An 18,108-nucleotide genomic window follows, 5' to 3' on the forward strand; every position below is an offset into this window, starting at 1 on the left:
CTGCGATCATGGGGCAAAATCTCAGGCAGGGTTGCGGTCTTCCGATGTGACGCCAAGCTGCTTGAGCTTGCGGTGCAGGGCGCTGCGTTCCATGCCCACGAAACCGGCCGTACGGCTGATGTTCCCGCCAAAGCGCAACAGTTGCGCCTGCAGGTACTGGGTTTCGAACAGGTCGCGCGCCTCCCGCAGGGGCAGGCCCATCACATCCTCGTCGGAATCGAATTTCAGCAGCGCGGGCGCACCATCGCCCACCCCCGACGGCAGCATGTCCGCACGGATCGGGTCGGTGCCGTTGCCCGGCATCATGATCAGCAGGCGTTCCATCAGGTTGCGCAGTTCGCGCACATTGCCCGGCCATTCGTAATTCTGCAGCGCCGCGATCGCATCGCCCGACAGTTCGCGCAGCGGCAGGCCCGCATTTTCCGCCGCCCGGCGCAGGAACAGGCGCGCAAGGTCGGGAATGTCCTCGCGCCGTTCGCGCAGGCCCGGCACACGCAACGGCACGACGGCAAGGCGGTAGTACAGGTCCTCGCGGAAGCGGCCGGCGGAAATCTCGGCCTGCAGGTCGCGATTCGTCGTCGCCAGGACGCGCACGTCCACCTTTACCCGGCGTGAACCGCCCAGACGCTCGAACGTCTGGTCCTGCAGCGCGCGCACGATCTTGCCCTGTGTCTCCAGCGGCATGTCCGAGACCTCGTCGAGCACCAGCGTCCCGCCATGGGCCCGCTCCAGCACGCCGGTACGACGCCCCGCGCCATCTTCGGTTCCTTCGATGCCGAACAATTCCTCCTCGAACCGGCCCGGCGCAAGGGTGGCGCAGTTCAGGACGATGAACGGCCCCTCCGCACGGCGCGAACTGGCATGGATCATGCGCGCGGCCACTTCCTTGCCCGCGCCCGCGGCCCCGGAAATCAGCACCCGCGATCCGGTGGGCGCCACGCGGTCGATCTGGTTGCGCACCGCGACGATCGCCGCACTGCGCCCGTCGAGCATCGCCTCGGACCCCGCGCGCAGGCGCAGTTCCGCATTTTCGCGCGCAAGGCGCGACGCCTCCAGCGCGCGACGCACCACGACAAGCAGGCGGTCCGACTGGAAAGGCTTTTCGATAAAGTCATACGCCCCGTGCTGGAGCGCCGCGACAGCGGTCTCGATCGTGCCATGACCCGAGATCATGACAACCGGCACGGAGGGTTCTTCCTTGTGGAAGACATTGAGGATCCCCAGCCCGTCAAGGCGTGATCCCTGCAGCCACACATCGAGGATGACAAGCGACGGGCGGCGTTCGCGAAAGGCGCTGATGGCGGAATCGGCATCGCCTGCCAGCCGTGTCTCGTATCCCTCGTCGCTCAGGATTCCCTCGATAAGCAGCCTTATGTCAGGCTCGTCATCGACGATCAGGATTTCATGTCCCATGGTCGTCCTTTATCGGCAAAATCAACGTCGAAACAGCTCCCCTACCTTCGGGACAATCTTCTAGACCTACACTGCCCCCATGGTCTTCCAGAATCTTCTTGACGATTGCAAGACCCAGACCCGTGCCCTTGGGCTTGTGCGTCACATAGGGCTCCGTCAGGCGGGTGCGGTCTTCCACCGGCAACCCGATCCCGTCATCCGCAACCGACAGGCGCACGACGCCATGCCCGCAGGACAGGTCAAGGCGGATCGTCCCGGCAATGCCATCGCCATCGTGCGCAGCATCCCCTTCTTTGGGGCGCATGGCAATGGCGTCGGCGGAATTCTGCAGGAGGTTTGTCAGCGCCTGCCCGATCAGGCGACGGTCGCATTCGACCATCGGCCCGCGATCCGGCAGGTTGACCACATACCGGATTTCAGGATGCGCGCTGCGTTGCAGGATCAGGGTTTCACGCACGATCCGCGAAAAATCCTCGTCACGCATCACTGGCTGCGGCATCCGCGCGAACGCGGAAAATTCATCGACCATGCGTCCGATATCGCCCACATGGCGCACGATCGTGTCCACACATTGCGAAAATGTGTCCGGGTCGGAGGCGATTTCACGCAGGAACCGCCGCTTCAGCCGCTCCGCCGCAAGCTGGATCGGGGTCAGGGGATTCTTGATCTCGTGCGCGATGCGGCGCGCCACGTCCGCCCACGCGGCCTTGCGCTGCGCCACCTGCAGCGCCGTGATGTCATCGAACGTCACGACATAGCCATCAGCCACGTCGCCGGTCACGCTGCTCTGCATTTCCGCGCCGATACGCACCAGCAGCGTGCATGAACGCGTGCCCGCGACCACATGCACCTCGTCCGTCAGTTCACGGTTCACCCCGCGCGCCACCTGTTCCAGCATGGGCGCGAATTCCGGCACCACATCCACCAGCCGCATACCCACCGCGTCATTGAGGTCACGGTGCAGAAGCACGCTGGCCGCGCGGTTGGGCAGTTCGATGACCTGATGGGAATCGAGGCCGATCACCCCCGCCGACACGCCCGACAGCACGGCTTCGGTAAAGCGGCGGCGCTCGTTGATCTGGGTGGAGGCGTTCATCAGTTCGGTGCGCTGGGTCGAAAGCTGGTCGGTCATGCGGTTGAACGCACGCGACAGGCTGGAGACCTCGTCATCGCCATCGCCCTCTGGCACGCGGGAGGCGAGGTCGCCGCGACTGACCCGTTCGGAGGCAAGGATCAGCAGGCTGAGCGGGCGCACGATCTGCGTCGCCAGCACCAGTCCGATCAGGATCGCCGCCCCCAGCACGAGGATCGCGACGAGCGCGAAGATCAGCACGAAGGTGAACTGGATCTTCGCGCGGTTGCGGTTGAGGCGCTGGTAATCGCTGACCACGCTTTCGGTCTTGCGCATGTGGCCAAGGATGTCGGGATCCACCGGGCGGGAGATCATCAGCATCAGCGGCGGCGTATCACCAAGGGAGATGACCGCGCGCACCGTCTTTTCATCCGGGGAATCGAGGATGGCGATATCGTTGGTCCGCGCCATCAGCGTCGCGGCCGGCGGCGGCAGGTCCTGGCGGTATCCCGAATGTCCCATCAGCCCGCCGGAGGCGACGACGGTATTGGTGATCGGGTCATAGATGACCGCCATGTTCAGCCCGCGCAGCGTCGCCTGCGAATCCAGGATCTGCCCCAGCGCGTCGGGATCGCGCATCAGGTCGGTCCCGTTGCCGAGCAGCCCGCTCTGCGCGCTGACGAGGTAATTGGCGAGCGAGAACGCCTCCGTGCGGATATTGGCGTTATGTTCCTGCAGGTACCCGCGCGATGCCTCCAGCGCTTCGTTCAGGGCGGTGTTGACGCGGTCGCTGAACCAGATCTGGATGCCATAGTGGAAGAAGATGGCCGCGAACACGCCCACGACGATGGTCGGCGCCACCGCGACGATGCCAAACAGCGTCATCAGCCGCACATGCAGCCGTGCCCCCGCCAGCCCGCTGCGCCGTTCGGCCAGCATCCGCCCCACCTGTTCCGTAAGCGCGGTTGCCAGCAGCAGCAGCACGAGGAAATTGAGGATGAAGATCAGCGCCTCGATCTGCGGATGGCGCGCAAGCGACATCCCCCCCGACAGCACGACGAACGTCGCCACCCCGAGGCACAGCGCCAGCAGCACCAGCAGGAGCGAGACATTGCGCTGCACCAGCAGGTCCAGCCCGCGCCGTACCAGCCCATGCGCGCCATCGAGGTCGCCACCCGTTCCCGACATGGATCAGCCACCACCGCGCACGACTGGAATGTCGAGGTCGCGTATCTTCTTGCGCAGCGTGTTGCGGTTCAGGCCCAGCATCGCCGCCGCCTTGATCTGGTTGCCGCGCGTGGCCGACAGCGTCATGCTGATGAGCGGGCGTTCGACCTCCGCGATCACCTTGTCGTAAATGTCGTGCAGCGGCATCCCGTCCTGCCCCGTTTCCAGGAAATGGCGGATATGCCGTCCCACCGCGTCCGACAGCGTTTCGTTATCGCGCACGGCCCCTTCCGCCGCCGGGGTGGACATGGCCTGCGCCTCCGCCAGTTCATGTTCGATCAGGTCCGCGCCCAGCGTTTCCTGCGGATATAGCGCGTTGAGCCTGCGCATCAGGTTTTCAAGCTCACGCACGTTCCCCGGCCAGCGATAGGCCTGCAGCGGCGCGATCGCCGCGTCCTCCAGTATCTTGGCGGGCGTGCCGTCCTCATGGCAGGCATTGAGGAAATGCCGCGCCAGCAGGGGAATGTCCTCCACCCGTTCGCGCAGCGGCGGCAGGCGCATCGGCACGACATTGAGGCGGTAGTAGAGGTCCTCGCGGAACGTGCCGGCGCGGATCGCCTGGCGCAGGTCGCGATGGGTGGCGGCGATGATGCGCACGTTCGCCTGCACCGGCTGCACGCCGCCCACGGTCGTGAACTCCCCATCCTGCAGCACGCGCAAAAGCCGCGTCTGCGCCTCGGGCGGCATGTCCCCGATCTCGTCAAGGAACAGCGTCCCGCCCGCCGCCTGCTCGAACCGGCCGGCGACACGGCAGGTCGCCCCCGCGAACGCGCCGCGTTCATGGCCGAACAGCTCGCTTTCGATCATGTCGCGCGGGACGGCGGCCATGTTGATCGCAACGAACGGCCCCGTGCGGCGGCGGCCATATTCATGCAGGGCGCGCGCGACCAGTTCCTTGCCCGTGCCGCTTTCCCCCGAAATCATCACCGTCAGGTCCGACGTCGTCAGCCGCGCGATGATGCGGTAGATGTCCTGCATCACGACCGAACGCCCGATCAGGGGCATCTGCTCCTCGGGCTGTGCCACCGCAGGGGCCGGCACGACGGTCGCGGGCGTCGCCAGCGCACGCGCCACCACCGCCAGCACCTCCTTCAGGTCGAACGGCTTGGGCAGGTATTCGAACGCCCCGCGCTGCGTCGCCTGCACCGCCGTCGTCAGCGTGGACTGCGCGCTCATGACCACGACACGCAGGTCGGGACGCACCCGGCGGATGCGCGGGATCAGGTCCAGCCCGTTGAGGTCCGGCATCACGACATCGGTAATGACCAGGTCGCCCTCCCCTTCCTCCACCCACTGCCACAGGGTGGAGGCATGCGCCGTGGCGCGCACTTGGTACCCGGCGCGGCCAAGCGCCTGACTGAGCACGGTGCGGATGGAACGGTCGTCATCGGCAACAAGGATGGTCGGCAGCGACATGACGGCTTTACAGTCTTTCAGCTTCTTGCAGGCCCGGGAGCATGGGCGGATGTTCGTAACGGATCAGGGGACGACGGGTGAGACGGCCCCTTACGGCATGTCGCGGTCTTCGGCCACCACCGGCAGGTGCAGCAGGACATCGGTCTGGCCCGGGCGGCTTTCGACCTCGATGACGCCGCCATGATCGCCCACGATCTTACCCGCGAGCGCCAGTCCAAGCCCGCTGCCACTCGCCTTGGTGGTCAGGAAGGGTTCGAACAGGTGGGGTCGGATGTTTTCGGGAATGCCCGGCCCGTTGTCACGCACCGACACCAGCAGCGGCAGCTGCACCCGGCGCTTGCCCCCCACGGTGGAGACCCAGATGCCGGGGCGGTAGCTTGTGCTCAGCGTGATCTGCGCGTCAGGCGTCGCGTCGGGGCCATGCAGGGCTTCGGCCGCGTTCTTTACAAGGTTGAGCAGCACCTGCACCAGTTGGTCGCGGTTGCCCCATACCGGCGGGAGCGAGGGGTCATAGACCTCCTCGAAACGGATGTCAGCGGCAAATCCCTGCTGCGCAAGGCGGCGGACATGTTCAAGGACACGGTGGATGTTGACGGGACGGCGCTCGATCGGCTTGTCGCTGAACATGTCCATCCGGTCCACGAGGTCGCGGATGCGGTTGACCTCGTCCTGGATCAGGACCGCGAGTTCACGGTCCGCCTCCCCCACCGAACTTTCCAGCAACTGCGCCGCACCCCGGATGCCCGACAGCGGGTTCTTGACCTCATGCGCCAGGATCGCGGCCATGCCCGCCACGCTGCGGGCGGCGGAACGGAAGGTCAGTTGCCGGTCCAGCACGCGCGCGGCCGACGAATCATGGAACGTGAGGACAACCGAACCCGCCTCCTCCATCATCGGCGCGCCGTGGACGGTCACGCCCTCGCGGTGAAGGCGCGGCCCCTCGAGTGTGACTTCATGCTCCACCACGGTCTGGCCATGGTCGCGCACCTGCTCGATCAGCAGGAAGACAGGATGGTCGGCGGGGATGATGTCCGTCAGGCGCATCTGCACCAGATGGGTGCGCGACATGCCAAGGAAGGGTTCGGCACTGGCATTGACGTAATGGATCGCCATGTCGCGTCCCACCACCATGACCGGCAGCGGCAGGGCGTCGAGGACGATGCGGCCCGGCCCGGTAATGGTCGCGGGCGTACAGAGGGGGACGGGAGCCTGCCCCGTCATGCCGCGCGTGCGCTCGGCCCGGCGCCGGAGTCCGTGCTGGTGGTTGACGGGCGCGGCCCGCGCGCATGCCCGGCCGCGATCTGGCGGTCATAGAACTCCCCGATCATCGCCAGCGCGGTCTCCACCGTGTCCACGCGGTTGATCGCGGCACGGAACCCCGCCGAATCCGGCAGGCCGGCGGAGTACCATGACACATGCTTGCGCGCCAGGCGCAGGCCGGGATGCGCGCCGAAATGCTCCACCATCATGTTGTAGTGTTCGAGGACGATGTCCTTTTCCGTCGGCAGGTCGGGTTCATCCACGATCACACCGCGCGTCAGCGCCGCCCCCACCTGCGCGGGGAACCACGGCCGGCCATAGCAGCCACGCCCGATCATCACCCCGTCCGCGCCCGACTGCGCCAGTGCCTCGCGCGCGTCACCCACCGTCAGGATGTCGCCATTGACGATCACCGGCAGGTCGATCGCCTCCTTCACCCGGCGCACGAAGCGCCAGTCCGCCGTGCCGTTATAGAACTGCTGGCGGGTGCGGCCATGGACGGTCACCATGCGGATCCCCGCCTCCTGCGCGATGCGCGCAAGGGTTGGCGCATTGAGGCTGTCATGGTCCCAGCCCATGCGCATCTTGAGCGTGACGGGCACGTCCACCGCACGCACGACGGTGGCCAGCAGGCGCGCGGCCAGTGCCTCGTCACGCATCAGGGCGGAACCTGCCTGCTGCCCCACGGCCACCTTCTTGACCGGGCAGCCGAAATTGATGTCGATCAGGTTCGCGCCACGGTCCACCGCGATCCGCGCGGCCTGCGCCATCGCGTCGGGATCGCACCCGGCCAGCTGCACGGCGTTGAGGCCATCGCCCGCGACCTCCGCCATGCGCAGGGTGTTGCTGTTTTCGCGCACCATCGCCCATGACGCGATCATTTCCGACACGACCAGTCCCGCGCCCAGCCGCCGCGCCAGGCGCCGGAACGGCAGGTCGGTCACGCCGGACATGGGGGCAAGGATCACCGGCACGTCAATGACAATGCCGTTTCCCAGATCAATCGGCGACAACAGTTCAGATGACATCAAAAATCCGCTTTCCCCGGCGGCCTGCCCACCCGCACGCCATGTTGCATGCCAGGCGCCACGCCAGCCGTCACCGGCCGGGACACGCCCTGCCGTCCAGACACCACAATGCTTATGATTTAGGCAGAATACCTTTTCCGTTTCCGTCACGCAATTGATGATAATGCACAGGGGGAACGAAATTGGCCGCCATGATGCTTGACGTCGGCGCGACATGGCCGCATTCCTGCCGACCATGCGTGTTGCAGCCATCCTCCTTGCCGCAGGCCAGGGCCGCCGTTTCAGCGCCCAGACCGCGTCCCCCGTCGCCAAGCAGTATCTGACGCTCGGCGGCAGGCCCGTCATCCGCCATGCCGCGGATGCCCTGATCCCGCATGTCCAGATCCTCCAGCCCGTGGGAGAGCGCGCGTCGCTTGACGAGGCGCTGTCGGGTCTGCGCGCCCCGAGCGGATGCACCATCGCGCCGTGCGTCCCCGGCGGGGAAACCCGGCAGGACAGCGTGCGCGCCGGACTCGAAGCACTCGACCGCCTGCCCGAAGGGGAGAAGCCCGACCTCGTGCTGATCCATGACGGCGCACGCCCCTATGTCCCGGCAGAGGTCACGCGTGCGGTCATCGACGCGCTGTCGGCCCACGGCGGCGCCATTCCCGGCGTGCCGGTCGCCGACACGATCAAGCGCGTGCGCGACGGCGTGATTACCGACACCGTGCCGCGCACCGACCTGTACCGCGCGCAGACGCCGCAGGGCTTCCGCTTCGGCCTGCTGCGCGACCTGCATCGCGGGGCGGCGGCGTCGGATGCGACCGATGATGCCGCACTGCTGGAAACCGCGGGCCACCATGTCGCCATGGTCGCGGGATCCGAAGACAATATCAAACTCACCTACAAGGAGGATCTGGTGCGCCTCGAACGCCTGATCGGCCCGACCCTGCTGCCGCGCACGGGGCTTGGGTATGACGTGCATGCCTTCGCCGAAGGGCGCCCGCTGATCCTGTGTGGCATCACCGTGCCGCACACGCGCGGCCTTGCGGGACATTCGGACGCGGATGTCGGCATCCATGCGCTGTGCGATGCGATCTATGGCGCGCTGGCCGAAGGCGATATCGGCCGCCATTTCCCGCCGAGCCAGAATGAATGGAAGGACGCCGACAGCGCGCGCTTCCTGGTCCATGCGGGCGAACGCATCCGCGCACGTGGCGGCATGCTGATCAATGCCGACCTGACGCTGATCTGCGAACGGCCCAAGATCGGCCCGCATGCGCAGGCGATGCGCGAACGCCTTGCCGACCTGCTGCAGGTCGGGGTGGACCGGATTTCGGTCAAGGCGACGACGTCCGAACGCCTCGGCTTCACCGGGCGCGAGGAAGGCATCGCCTGCACCGCCGCCGTCAGCGTGCTAGTGCCGTGAACCTGCTGACAAAGCAATAGAAGTCTTCGGATGCCGCCTTTAATCCACAAAGGCGGCATTCTTTTTTGAAGCTTTTGTGCATTACCCCCTGCAGGCGAGTTCGAGGAACGAAGCCGCTTCGGCCACCTCGCGCGCCGTGACCGCCAGCATCGCCTCCTGCTGCGCATCACGGCCCCAGATTTCCATCTGCGTGCGTTCATCAAGTGTCGCGACCCGTGCCGCACGCGCGGCGTCACAGGCCCCCGTCACCACCGCGATCCCGAGCACGAGGCTCTTCATCGCCGGCACCATGACGCCCAGTGCGGCAAGCGTCGCGTCGTCATAGCCACGCAGGATCGTGCCCAGCGCCTCCAGCGCCTGCGGCGTCTGGGTGATGGGCATGACCCCTTCGGTCGTATGCAGCGCAATACCGTACCGTTCCCGCAGCCAGTCCAGCCACGGCGTCCACTGCGCCGCCTGACGTTCGCACAATGTCGCCGGATGCGTCGCGCGATAGCACAGCAGTTCGCCATTGGCGTAGTGCAGAAGGGCCGCAACCGTGGCCTCCCGGTCGGGGGCGATACGTTCGATCATCGTGCCCGCGATCCGCGTCAGGGGCAGGTCCTCCGGCGCAAAGAGGCCACCCTTCCCGCCGCCGGCCTGCGCCCATTCCGCCGCCAGCGCCTGCGCCAGCGCGTGGCTGCGCACCAGCAGCAGCGCACGCCCCGGCAGCCGCACCGGCCTGCCGTCGAGGTTCACGGTATATCCCGCCTCCTCCGCCACCACGGCTGCGCTGTCCCAGAAACGCCTGCGCGCCGGTTTTCCATCCGGGGTTGGCGATGTGCGTTGCGTCGTATCCGTCAATGTATCAGTCCCAGTCCCTTGAGCAGGCTTTTCGCCCTGTCGATCTTCTGCGCGGCCTTGGGGTTGTCACGCACCAGGCTGCCCACATTGCCGGTGGGCTGTGGCGCGGCACCCGTGGGTTCGGGGCCTGCCTGCCCTTCACGCGCGGCCTTCAGCGTGGCGGGGCACAGGTCCGGCACGGTGGTGCCCTTCCCCGACGCACCGCCCAGCAGCAGGCCGATGGCATAACGCCCGTCCGCCCCGGCATCCATGCGCGGGCGGGGCGCCGACAGCGTGCCGCCCACGCGCACCGGCACCGACGCCCCCGTCCCGCCGATCATCACCAGCGGTACCAGACGCATGTCCAGCGCATAGGAGGCAAGTCCCACGCTGCCCTGCCCCGTCATGCTGAGCACGGGGGTCTGCAGGCCGAGCGTATCGACATTGGCCTGCCCCTTCGCCATGGTCATGTGCAGCCCGAAGCAGCGCAGCGGGATCGCCCCCGATCCCGTCACCCCCCGCGCCGCCTGCCCCACCAGCGAGCCGAGCGCCGCACCGTCGATCGTGCCGTTGACCAGCGACGCCCCCATGTGCCCGTCCATGCTGGCGCGCAGTTCGGCGGCCGTATTCCCCCGGGCGGAGGCCTCACCCACCAACTGGAACGCCCCCTGCACCGCCACGGGCATGCCTGCATGCTGTTCGATCCATGTCGCGGGCAGTACCAGCGTGGCGATGGTGCCGGACACGACCGGCACGTCACCCGACGCATCAACCGACAGGCGCCCCGAAATCCTGCGTCCCGTGCCCGTGGCCTGCAGCGGGTCGATGCCCAGCCGCCCCTCACGCAGGGCGACATGCATCAGCGCCTGGCGGTAGACATCACTGGCCAGTTCCATCTGCGCCACGCTGACGCGCACATCCATGTCGATATCGCGCAGCCGTTCAAACGCGATGCGTTCCGTCCCCGGCTTCTGCGCCGTGGGGACGGGGGCCGCCTTTGCCGGGGTGACGGGACCACGCAGGGCGTCGGCGTCAAGCCAACTGGCATCGACCGCGCCGCTGAGCAGCGGGACACCACCATGCCCGCCATGGACAGTCAGGTCCAGCGTGCCGGTCAGCGCAAGCTGGGTGCTGTGGACATTAAGTTCCGACAGGGCGAAATGCGCGCCGTTGCCGTCGCTGACCAGATGGGTCGTCGCCTCCAGATGGTCGAGGGCCGCGCCATTGGGCAGCGCAAGATGCCCCGACGACGCCGTCACGTTCACCACCGCGCGCGCGCCACCCAGCATCCCCGCGACCCGCAGCGATCCTGCCCCCCCCGACAGGTCCACCGACAGCGGCAGCGAATCCGACAGGTGCGTCAGCACGGCATGTTCCGCCTGGTCCAGCGATCCGAACGACGCGGCGAGCTTCAGGTCCTGCCCGCTCCATGTGCCGGTGCCCGCGACCGACAGCGTCTCCTTCGGCCCGGCGGCATCGACCGACAGGCTGCCGACCTGCAGGCCGGACAGGTACCGCCCCGCATCGAACGGCCCCGTGCGCAGGTGCAGCGCCTGCACCTGCGGGACGATTTTCGTATCCGTGGGCGCGGAACCATCGACGACACGCGCCGACAGCGTGACATCACGCGCGGCAGGCACGTCATGGCCCGCAAACCATGGCGCAAGGTCCGCAAGCTGCGAAACCTGCCCGTCCACCTTCAGGTCGTATCCCTTCGCCCGGTCGGGGTCGGCCACGGTGCCGTCGAGCGTGAAGGTCCCGGCGGCCCGGTCATGATCGGCAAACGCCACCTGGAAATGGACCGGCCATTTCACGTCCCTTCCGCCCCCGCCCTGCGTCAGGGAGATCGCCCCGGTATGGCCCGACAGGGTAAAGGCCGCGCCATCGCGTGTGCCCGCAACGTCAAATGAAGGCTGCGCGCCCGCAAGGCCATCGACCCTGACATGGGCCAGCGCCAGTTGCGTCTTCACCCCGCTCAGGCGGTCATCCCATCCCACGCTGGCGTCACTGATGCGCAGGCTGCCGGGCTGGATAACCCATGGCGTGCCGGAGGGGGGCTGCGCGGCGGCAGGCAGGCTGGCCTGCGGGCCATTGGGGGTCATGCGCCAGTTGGCCTGCCCGTCCGCATTGCGGCGCAGGTGCAGCACGGGATGGTCCAGCGTGACGTTTTCAAGCGCGATGCGATGATGCAGCAGCGCCATCACCCCCACATCCGCATTCAGCGCGCGGGCGCTGAACATCGGCGTGCCGTCACCGCCCTTCATGTCCGCAAGGGTGATGTCACGCACGGAAACGGAGGCGGGAAAGACATGCACCTCCACCGAACCGAGCGTGACTTCACGCCCGGTCTGGCGTTCGATCGCCGCGATGGCACGCGCCCGCAGGGCCTGCGGGTCAAGGACACTGTGCACCGCGAAGGCGCCACCACCCGCCACCACGATGATCGCGGCGGCGCAGGCCAGCAGGCCACGCCGCAAAGTCGCGCTGTTCGCCATGTTCGCGTCCCAATCCCGTGCCGTTGCCCGTGGCGGTGGAATTACCGCCGGGCGGTCATTTACGCTGCGGCGCGGGGGCCGCAGGCGTTGCAAAGCCAAGCTGGCGGAACGTGTCCTTCATGTGTGCCGGCAGGTCCGCCGACACCACCAGTCGCCCGCCCGCCGGATGCGGCAGGTCCAGCATGCGCGCATGCAGGTGCAACTGGTCGGGGAAGCCCTCCACATGGGCACGGTCATCGCCATATTTCGGGTCGCCAAGGATCGGGGTGCCCAGCGCCTCGCAATGCACGCGAAGCTGGTGGGTGCGCCCCGTCAGCGGCGACAGCGCAAGCCATGACAGCTTTCGCCCCGCCGCGTCCAGCACTTCATATTCCGACAGCGCGTGCACTGCGTCCTTGTCGCGCCGCCCGGCGACCACCATGATCGCCCCCGCCCCCGCGCCAAGGCGGGTCAGGGGCTGGTCGATCACGCCGGATGCGGGCGTGGGACGGCCCACCGTCACGGCCCAGTAGACCTTGTGCACGTCGCGCGAACGAAAGGACGCCGCAAGCTTCGCCGCAACCCCGGGCGTACGCGCCAGCAGAAGCAGCCCCGACGTATCGCGGTCAATGCGGTGGACAAGGCGCGGGCGCGGGTCATCGGGCTGGTCCTTCAACCCGTCGAGCAGCCCGTCGATATGGTGCGTGATGCCCGGCCCGCCCTGCACGGCGATGCCCGCGGGCTTATTCAGGACGATCACCTGATCGTCGCTGTAGATCACCATCTTGCGGATTTCGCGCACTTGGCGTTCATCGAGCGCCTTGTGCGTCACCGGGGGGGGACGGCTGGCCTGCGGGATCGGGGGCACGCGCACCGCCTGCCCGGGGGCAAGGCGGGTGGACGTGCTGACACGCCCGCCATCGACGCGGATCTGCCCCGTGCGGCACAGCTTCTGCAACGCGCCCTGCGTCAGGTGCGGGTAATGCCGCCTGAACCAGCGGTCAAGGCGGATATCGGCTTCGTCATCACTGACGGTAAGGGTCACGACACTCATGACCCACGGCTTTCGCGCACTCTGTCCCAACTGTCCAGACGTCGTGCGACCTCACGTTCATATCCGCGCCCCGTGGGACGGTAGAATTGCGGGCGACGCATGCCGTCGGGGAAGTAGTTCTGGCCCGAAATCCCCTCCGCCTGGTCATGGTCGTATTCATACCCCTTGCCATAGCCGATATCCTTCATCAGCTTCGTCGGCGCATTGAGGATATGGGCGGGCGGCATCAGGCTGCCGGTGGCGCGCGCGGCGCGGCGTGCACGGCCATAGGCGACATAGACCGCATTCGATTTCGGCGCCGTGGACAGGTGCACCACAAGCTGCGCCAGCGCCAGTTCCCCTTCGGGCGAGCCCATGCGTTCGTACGTCTCCCATGCCGCAACCGCCAGCGGCAGGGCCTGCGGGTCGGCCATGCCCACGTCCTCCGCCGCGAAGCGCGTCAGGCGGCGGGCGATGTAGCGCGGGTCCTCCCCCCCTTCAAGCATCCGGGCAAACCAGTACAGCGCCGCATCCGGGTCCGAGCCGCGCATGGATTTATGCAGTGCGGAGATCAGGTTGTAATGTTCCTCCCGGTCCTTGTCATACAGCGCCGCGCGTTTTGCCAGCAGCCGTGACAGGGATTGCGGGTCGAACACCGTATCGCCCGGCTGCGCCAGGATCTGCTCCACCATGTTCAGAAGGTAGCGGCCGTCGCCATCGGCCATGGCGCGCAATGTCGCGCGCGCGGGCGGCGTCAGCGGCAGGGCGCGCCCGGTCTCCGCCTCCGCCCGGCACAGCAACTGTTCCAGTGCCGCATCATCCAGCCGGCGCAGCACCAGCACCTGGCAGCGCGACAGCAGCGCGCCATTGAGCGCGAAGGACGGGTTTTCCGTCGTCGCCCCCACCAGCACGACCGTCCCGTCCTCGACCACCGGCAGGAACCCGTCCTGCTGCGCGCGGTTGAAGCGGTGGATTTCATCCACGAACAACAGCGTGCCTTCGCCATTGGCGGCACGGCGGCGCGCATCCTCGAACGCACGCTTGAGGTCGGCCACGCCGGAAAACACCGCCGAGATCTGCACGAAGCGCAGGCCCGCCGCATGGGCCAGCAGGCGCGCGATGGTCGTCTTGCCAACACCCGGCCCGCCCCACAGGATCAGGCTGGCGAGGCTGTGGTTGCGCAGCATCAGGCTCAGCGTGCCTTCGGGGCCAAGCAGGTGGTCCTGCCCCACGACCTGGTCCAGCGCCTCCGGCCGCAGGCGGTCCGCAAGCGGGCGGTGGCGTGATGCGGTCTCGCCCCCGCGTCCTGTCGCGGGCGCGGCCTGGGGGCGCGCCATGTCCGGCATGTCCCCGAACAGGTCCTGGGTGGGATCGTGCATGGGCTGTGTCTTGTTCCATGAAAAGAAGGACGCCACGTCACAACGCGGCGCGTCAGCATGACATATAGGAACACAAACGGCGCGATACACCCCACGCGCCCGACAAAGGTGACGGGTCGGTAAAAAGAAGAAAGTCATAAAAGGTTTTGGTGAAGCTTTTTCAAAAAGCTTCAAAGAACGCCGCCTTTTTCGATCAAAAGGCGGCACCCAAAAACTTTTATGACTTTGAATCAGAACTGGAAATAGATGAACGGATCGGGGATACGCCCACCGATCAGCAGGATCAGCAGGACGAAGGCAATCCCGCCCGCCACCGCGACCCACGGCGCGGGCGGCATGTCGCGCAGGATCGCGCGCTGCGACGACGGCCCCACTACCGCCACGGCCATCGCGATGGCCAGCACGACGCCATGGTGCCCGGTCGCGGCGTGGTCATGCCCGCCCATGCCCGCCATCGCCAGCAGCATCGTGCGCGCCCCCCCCAGGTCGGGCGCGCGGAACACCACCCATGACAGCATGACGAACAGCATCGTCACCACCCATCCCGCCAGTGCGGGCATGGTGCCGCCCCGCCGCCCCCACCAGTGCGCAACCGCCAGCGCACCGCCATGCAGGCCGCCCCACACAAGATAGGTCCACCCCGCGCCATGCCATGCACCGGCCAGCAGCATCGTCGCCCCGAGGTTGCACGCCTGCCGCGCGGCGCCGCAGCGGTTGCCGCCCATGGGGATGTAAAGGTAATCGCGCAGGAACCGCGACAGGGTCATATGCCACCGCCGCCAGAAATCACGGATGGAGACCGATCGGTACGGGGCCTCGAAATTGAACGGCAGGCGCAGCCCGAACATCAGCGCCATGCCGATCGCCATGTCGGAATATCCCGAAAAATCGAAATAGATCTGCAAGGTATAGGCCAGCGCCGCAAGCCACGCCTGCCCCATTCCCGGCACATGCCCCTGCGCCAGCAGGGCAAAGACCGGATCGCACAGGCTCGCCAGCGTATCGGCCAGTCCCGCCTTCTTCGCCAGTCCGACCAGCAGCAGCATCGCCCCGCGCGACAGGTTTTCCCACATCGCGCCGTTACGCGGGGATTGGGCGAACTGCGGCACGATCTCGTTATGCCGCACGATCGGCCCTGCGATCAGTTGCGGAAAGAACGTCACGAATTCAAGGAAGTCCACCAGCCCATAGACCGGGGCCTGCCCCCGCAGCAGGTCCACGAGGTAGGAAATCTTCTGGAACACGAAAAACGACAGGCCCAGCGGCAGGACGATGTCCCACGGATGGAACGCCTGCCCGCGCAGCGCCGCGATCACGCCCGCCAGCCAGTTCGCGTCCTTGAAGAACACCAGCACACATATGTTGAAGGCAATCCCGCCCAGCAGCCACGCCCGCCTGCGCGTGCGCCCCCACAGGCATGCCAGCGCCCAGTTGAGCAGCGTCATCCCCACAAGGAACGGCACGAAGCGCCAGTCCCACAGGCCATAGAACACCAGCGACGCCGCGATCATCAGGCCCTGCCGCGCCCGGCGCACGGGGGCGCACAGGTAATACAGCACCAGCACCACCGGCAGGAACCCAAGCAGGAAGCCCTGCGTGCTGAACAGCATCAGCCCTGCCGCTCCGCCAGCGCCCGCCCCGCCGCATGGCCGCTCGACCATGCCCACTGGAAATTATGGCCGCCCAGCCACCCGGTCACGTCCACGGCCTCGCCCACCGCGAACAGGCCGGGCACGTCGCGCGCCTCCATCGTCTGTGACGACAGGCCATCCGTATCAATGCCGCCGCGCGTGACCTCGGCCTTGGCATAGCCTTCGGTGCCGTTGGGTTTCAGCCGCCACGACGACAGCATCGCCGCCAGCGCGTCCAGCACGCTGTCGGGCATTTCCCCCACCGGGCCATCGGGCAGGTGGCGCGCCGCCAGCATCTGCGCCAGCCGCTGGGGCAGCACGCTCGCCAGCATGGCCGCGCCCCCCATGCGGGGGCGTCCCTTCTTCAGGTCACGCAGGCACCGCGCCGCATCGCGTCCGGGCAGGCAGTCGATATCCAGCGCCGTCCCCGCCGACCAGTAGGACGAGGCCTGCAGGATCGCGGGACCAGACAGGCCACGATGCGTAAACAGCATCCCGTCACGGAACACGACGTCACGCGCACGCCGCCCCGCCCCGTCATGGCACCGTGTCGCAACGTCCAGCGACACACCCGCCAGTTCGACCATCCATTCCCGGTCCGCGGCCCCGAATGTCAGCGGCACGAGGGCGGGCGCAGGCTCGACGATCTTCAGGCCGAAGCGGCGCGCGACATCATGCGACAGGCCCGTCGCCCCCAGCTTGGGAATCGACAGCCCCCCTGTCGCCAGCACCACCGCGCGGGCATGCAGCACCATGCGGTCGGTCTCCACCACGAAATGCCCGCCGGCGTCGCGCCGCACCGCGATGATGCGATTCGACAGCGCCATCTCCACCCGGCCCTGCCGGCATTCGCGCACCAGCATCTCCACGATCTCGCTGGCGGAGCGGTCGCAGAACAGTTGCCCCGGCGTCTTGGCGTGCCACGCGATGCGGTGGCGGGCAAGCAGGTCGAGGAAATCGCGCGGGGTGTAGCGCGCCAGCGCGGACTTGGCGAAATGCGGGTTGGCCGACAGGAACATCCCCGGCCCCGACTCCAGATGCGTGAAATTGCAGCGCCCGCCCCCCGAAATCAGGATCTTGCGCCCCGGTTGGGCGGCATGGTCCACCACGACGACACGGCATCCCGCCTGCCCCGCCGTCGCGGCCGCCATCATCCCGGCGGCCCCCGCCCCCAGGATTACGGCGTCAAGCACATCGGCACGGGACACGGGCGCGCTCAGAAATCGAGGTCGGCGTAATGGGCGGGCGGCGTCATCCCGCTGACACGGTCCTGCAGCAGGGAGCGAAAGCATGGCCTGCTCTTGATCCGGGCGTACCAGTCCTTGGCCGCAGGCGCCGTGTCCCATGCGATATCGTCGATGAAATCGAGGCACGACAGATGGGCGGCCGCCGCGAAATCCGCAAGCGAGAGCATGTTGCCCGCCATCCACTGCCGCGTTTCCGCCAGCCAGTCGATATAGGACAGGTGAAAGCGGATATTGGCATATCCCGCCCGCAGCGCGCCGCCATCGGGATTGCCCCGGCCGGAGATGCGCTTCATCACCTTTTCATTGAGCAGGTTGCGCGTCACCTCGCTGCCGAATTTTTCGTCGAACCAGACGACAAGCCGCCGCACCTCCACCCGTTCGGCCAGCGTGCGCCCCAGAAGCGGCGTGTCGGGATAGGCTTCCTCCAGGTATTCGCAGATCACCCACGAATCGGGGATCGCAAGGCCCGTCTCCTCCACCAGCATCGGCACGGTGCCGGCAGGGTTCAGCGCAAGGTAATCAGGGCGGCGTTCCCATACCCGTTCCATCTTCAGTTCGAACGGCAACCGCTTCTCTCCCAGCGCAAGGCGCACCTTGCGGGAATAGGGTGAAAGGGGGAGGTGATAGAGGATACGCATGCATCCGCTTTATTGCATCGCGCCACCCTTAGCCAAGCCTTCATGTCAACAAAACCGCAT

General features: G+C 67.2%; 13 protein-coding genes. 1 reads left to right on the plus strand and 12 read right to left on the minus strand.

The annotated features are described in order from the left end of the window. Positions 1-21: 21 nt before the first annotated feature. The 5 genes from ntrX to dusB all read right to left on the minus strand — a co-directional run bounded on the left by ntrX (position 22) and on the right by dusB (position 7,416). The gene (ntrX, locus tag HNH97_RS03170) at positions 22-1,413 is read right to left on the minus strand and encodes a nitrogen assimilation response regulator NtrX (protein ID WP_110094501.1); all 1,392 of its coding nucleotides are present in this window, start codon (positions 1,411-1,413) and stop codon (positions 22-24) included. After that, positions 1,403-3,673: a sensor histidine kinase NtrY-like gene (locus HNH97_RS03175; protein ID WP_171789835.1), complete on the minus strand. Its 2,271-nt coding sequence runs from the start codon at positions 3,671-3,673 to the stop codon at positions 1,403-1,405. Before HNH97_RS03175 ends, ntrX begins: the two co-directional genes overlap by 11 nt. Before the next feature lie 3 nt (positions 3,674-3,676). Beyond that, positions 3,677-5,128: a nitrogen regulation protein NR(I) gene (ntrC, locus tag HNH97_RS03180; RefSeq protein WP_171789836.1), complete on the minus strand. Its 1,452-nt coding sequence runs from the start codon at positions 5,126-5,128 to the stop codon at positions 3,677-3,679. Positions 5,129-5,218: 90 nt separating this feature from the next. After that, positions 5,219-6,349, minus strand: coding sequence for a two-component system sensor histidine kinase NtrB (locus tag HNH97_RS03185; RefSeq protein WP_171789837.1), 1,131 nt, complete (start codon positions 6,347-6,349; stop codon positions 5,219-5,221). Next, positions 6,346-7,416: a tRNA dihydrouridine synthase DusB gene (dusB, locus tag HNH97_RS03190; protein ID WP_171789838.1), complete on the minus strand. Its 1,071-nt coding sequence runs from the start codon at positions 7,414-7,416 to the stop codon at positions 6,346-6,348. The genes HNH97_RS03185 and dusB overlap by 4 nt, the downstream gene beginning before the upstream one ends. 235 nt (positions 7,417-7,651) lie before the next feature. Here dusB and ispF point away from each other — a divergent pair, with 235 nt between their 5' ends. Next, entirely contained in the window at positions 7,652-8,824 is a 1,173-nt protein-coding gene (ispF, locus tag HNH97_RS03195; RefSeq protein WP_314752408.1) for a 2-C-methyl-D-erythritol 2,4-cyclodiphosphate synthase, read from the plus strand. 81 nt (positions 8,825-8,905) lie between these two features. Here ispF and HNH97_RS03200 read toward each other — a convergent pair whose 3' ends face one another. The 7 genes from HNH97_RS03200 to fzlA form a co-directional block, all read right to left on the minus strand. Then, the gene (locus HNH97_RS03200) at positions 8,906-9,667 is read right to left on the minus strand and encodes an ATP12 family chaperone protein (RefSeq protein WP_171789840.1); all 762 of its coding nucleotides are present in this window, start codon (positions 9,665-9,667) and stop codon (positions 8,906-8,908) included. Continuing rightward, positions 9,664-12,141 (minus strand): AsmA family protein, encoded by a 2,478-nt coding sequence (locus HNH97_RS03205; protein ID WP_171789841.1) that lies wholly within the window; start codon positions 12,139-12,141, stop codon positions 9,664-9,666. Before HNH97_RS03205 ends, HNH97_RS03200 begins: the two co-directional genes overlap by 4 nt. A 55-nt stretch (positions 12,142-12,196) precedes the next feature. Then, positions 12,197-13,174, minus strand: coding sequence for an RluA family pseudouridine synthase (locus HNH97_RS03210; RefSeq protein WP_171789842.1), 978 nt, complete (start codon positions 13,172-13,174; stop codon positions 12,197-12,199). Beyond that, positions 13,171-14,532 (minus strand): replication-associated recombination protein A, encoded by a 1,362-nt coding sequence (locus tag HNH97_RS03215; RefSeq protein ID WP_171789843.1) that lies wholly within the window; start codon positions 14,530-14,532, stop codon positions 13,171-13,173. The genes HNH97_RS03210 and HNH97_RS03215 overlap by 4 nt, the downstream gene beginning before the upstream one ends. A 230-nt stretch (positions 14,533-14,762) precedes the next feature. Then, a complete protein-coding gene (locus tag HNH97_RS03220; RefSeq protein WP_171789844.1) occupies positions 14,763-16,142 on the minus strand; it encodes an MBOAT family O-acyltransferase in 1,380 nt (459 codons plus the stop codon). Further along, the gene (locus HNH97_RS03225; protein ID WP_171789845.1) at positions 16,142-17,371 is read right to left on the minus strand and encodes a BaiN/RdsA family NAD(P)/FAD-dependent oxidoreductase; all 1,230 of its coding nucleotides are present in this window, start codon (positions 17,369-17,371) and stop codon (positions 16,142-16,144) included. The genes HNH97_RS03220 and HNH97_RS03225 overlap by 1 nt, the downstream gene beginning before the upstream one ends. Before the next feature lie 8 nt (positions 17,372-17,379). Continuing rightward, positions 17,380-18,048: an FtsZ-binding protein FzlA gene (fzlA, locus tag HNH97_RS03230; RefSeq protein WP_110912331.1), complete on the minus strand. Its 669-nt coding sequence runs from the start codon at positions 18,046-18,048 to the stop codon at positions 17,380-17,382. Positions 18,049-18,108 lie beyond the last annotated feature (60 nt).

Source organism: Gluconacetobacter entanii, assembly GCF_013155425.1.
GTDB lineage: Bacteria > Pseudomonadota > Alphaproteobacteria > Acetobacterales > Acetobacteraceae > Novacetimonas > Novacetimonas entanii.

What these genes read in the sequence shown, in the direction of transcription:
- ntrX (WP_110094501.1), bottom strand. Translation starts at nt 1,413, where the DNA reads ATGGGACATGAAATCCTGATCGTCGATGACGAGCCTGACATAAGGCTG.
- HNH97_RS03205 (WP_171789841.1), bottom strand. Translation starts at nt 12,141, where the DNA reads ATGGCGAACAGCGCGACTTTGCGGCGTGGCCTGCTGGCCTGCGCCGCC.
- fzlA (WP_110912331.1), bottom strand. Translation starts at nt 18,048, where the DNA reads ATGCGTATCCTCTATCACCTCCCCCTTTCACCCTATTCCCGCAAGGTG.
- ispF (WP_314752408.1), top strand. Translation starts at nt 7,652, where the DNA reads ATGCGTGTTGCAGCCATCCTCCTTGCCGCAGGCCAGGGCCGCCGTTTC.
- HNH97_RS03185 (WP_171789837.1), bottom strand. Translation starts at nt 6,349, where the DNA reads ATGACGGGGCAGGCTCCCGTCCCCCTCTGTACGCCCGCGACCATTACC.
- HNH97_RS03175 (WP_171789835.1), bottom strand. Translation starts at nt 3,673, where the DNA reads ATGTCGGGAACGGGTGGCGACCTCGATGGCGCGCATGGGCTGGTACGG.
- HNH97_RS03210 (WP_171789842.1), bottom strand. Translation starts at nt 13,174, where the DNA reads ATGAGTGTCGTGACCCTTACCGTCAGTGATGACGAAGCCGATATCCGC.
- ntrC (WP_171789836.1), bottom strand. Translation starts at nt 5,128, where the DNA reads ATGTCGCTGCCGACCATCCTTGTTGCCGATGACGACCGTTCCATCCGC.
- HNH97_RS03215 (WP_171789843.1), bottom strand. Translation starts at nt 14,532, where the DNA reads ATGCACGATCCCACCCAGGACCTGTTCGGGGACATGCCGGACATGGCG.
- HNH97_RS03220 (WP_171789844.1), bottom strand. Translation starts at nt 16,142, where the DNA reads ATGCTGTTCAGCACGCAGGGCTTCCTGCTTGGGTTCCTGCCGGTGGTG.
- dusB (WP_171789838.1), bottom strand. Translation starts at nt 7,416, where the DNA reads ATGTCATCTGAACTGTTGTCGCCGATTGATCTGGGAAACGGCATTGTC.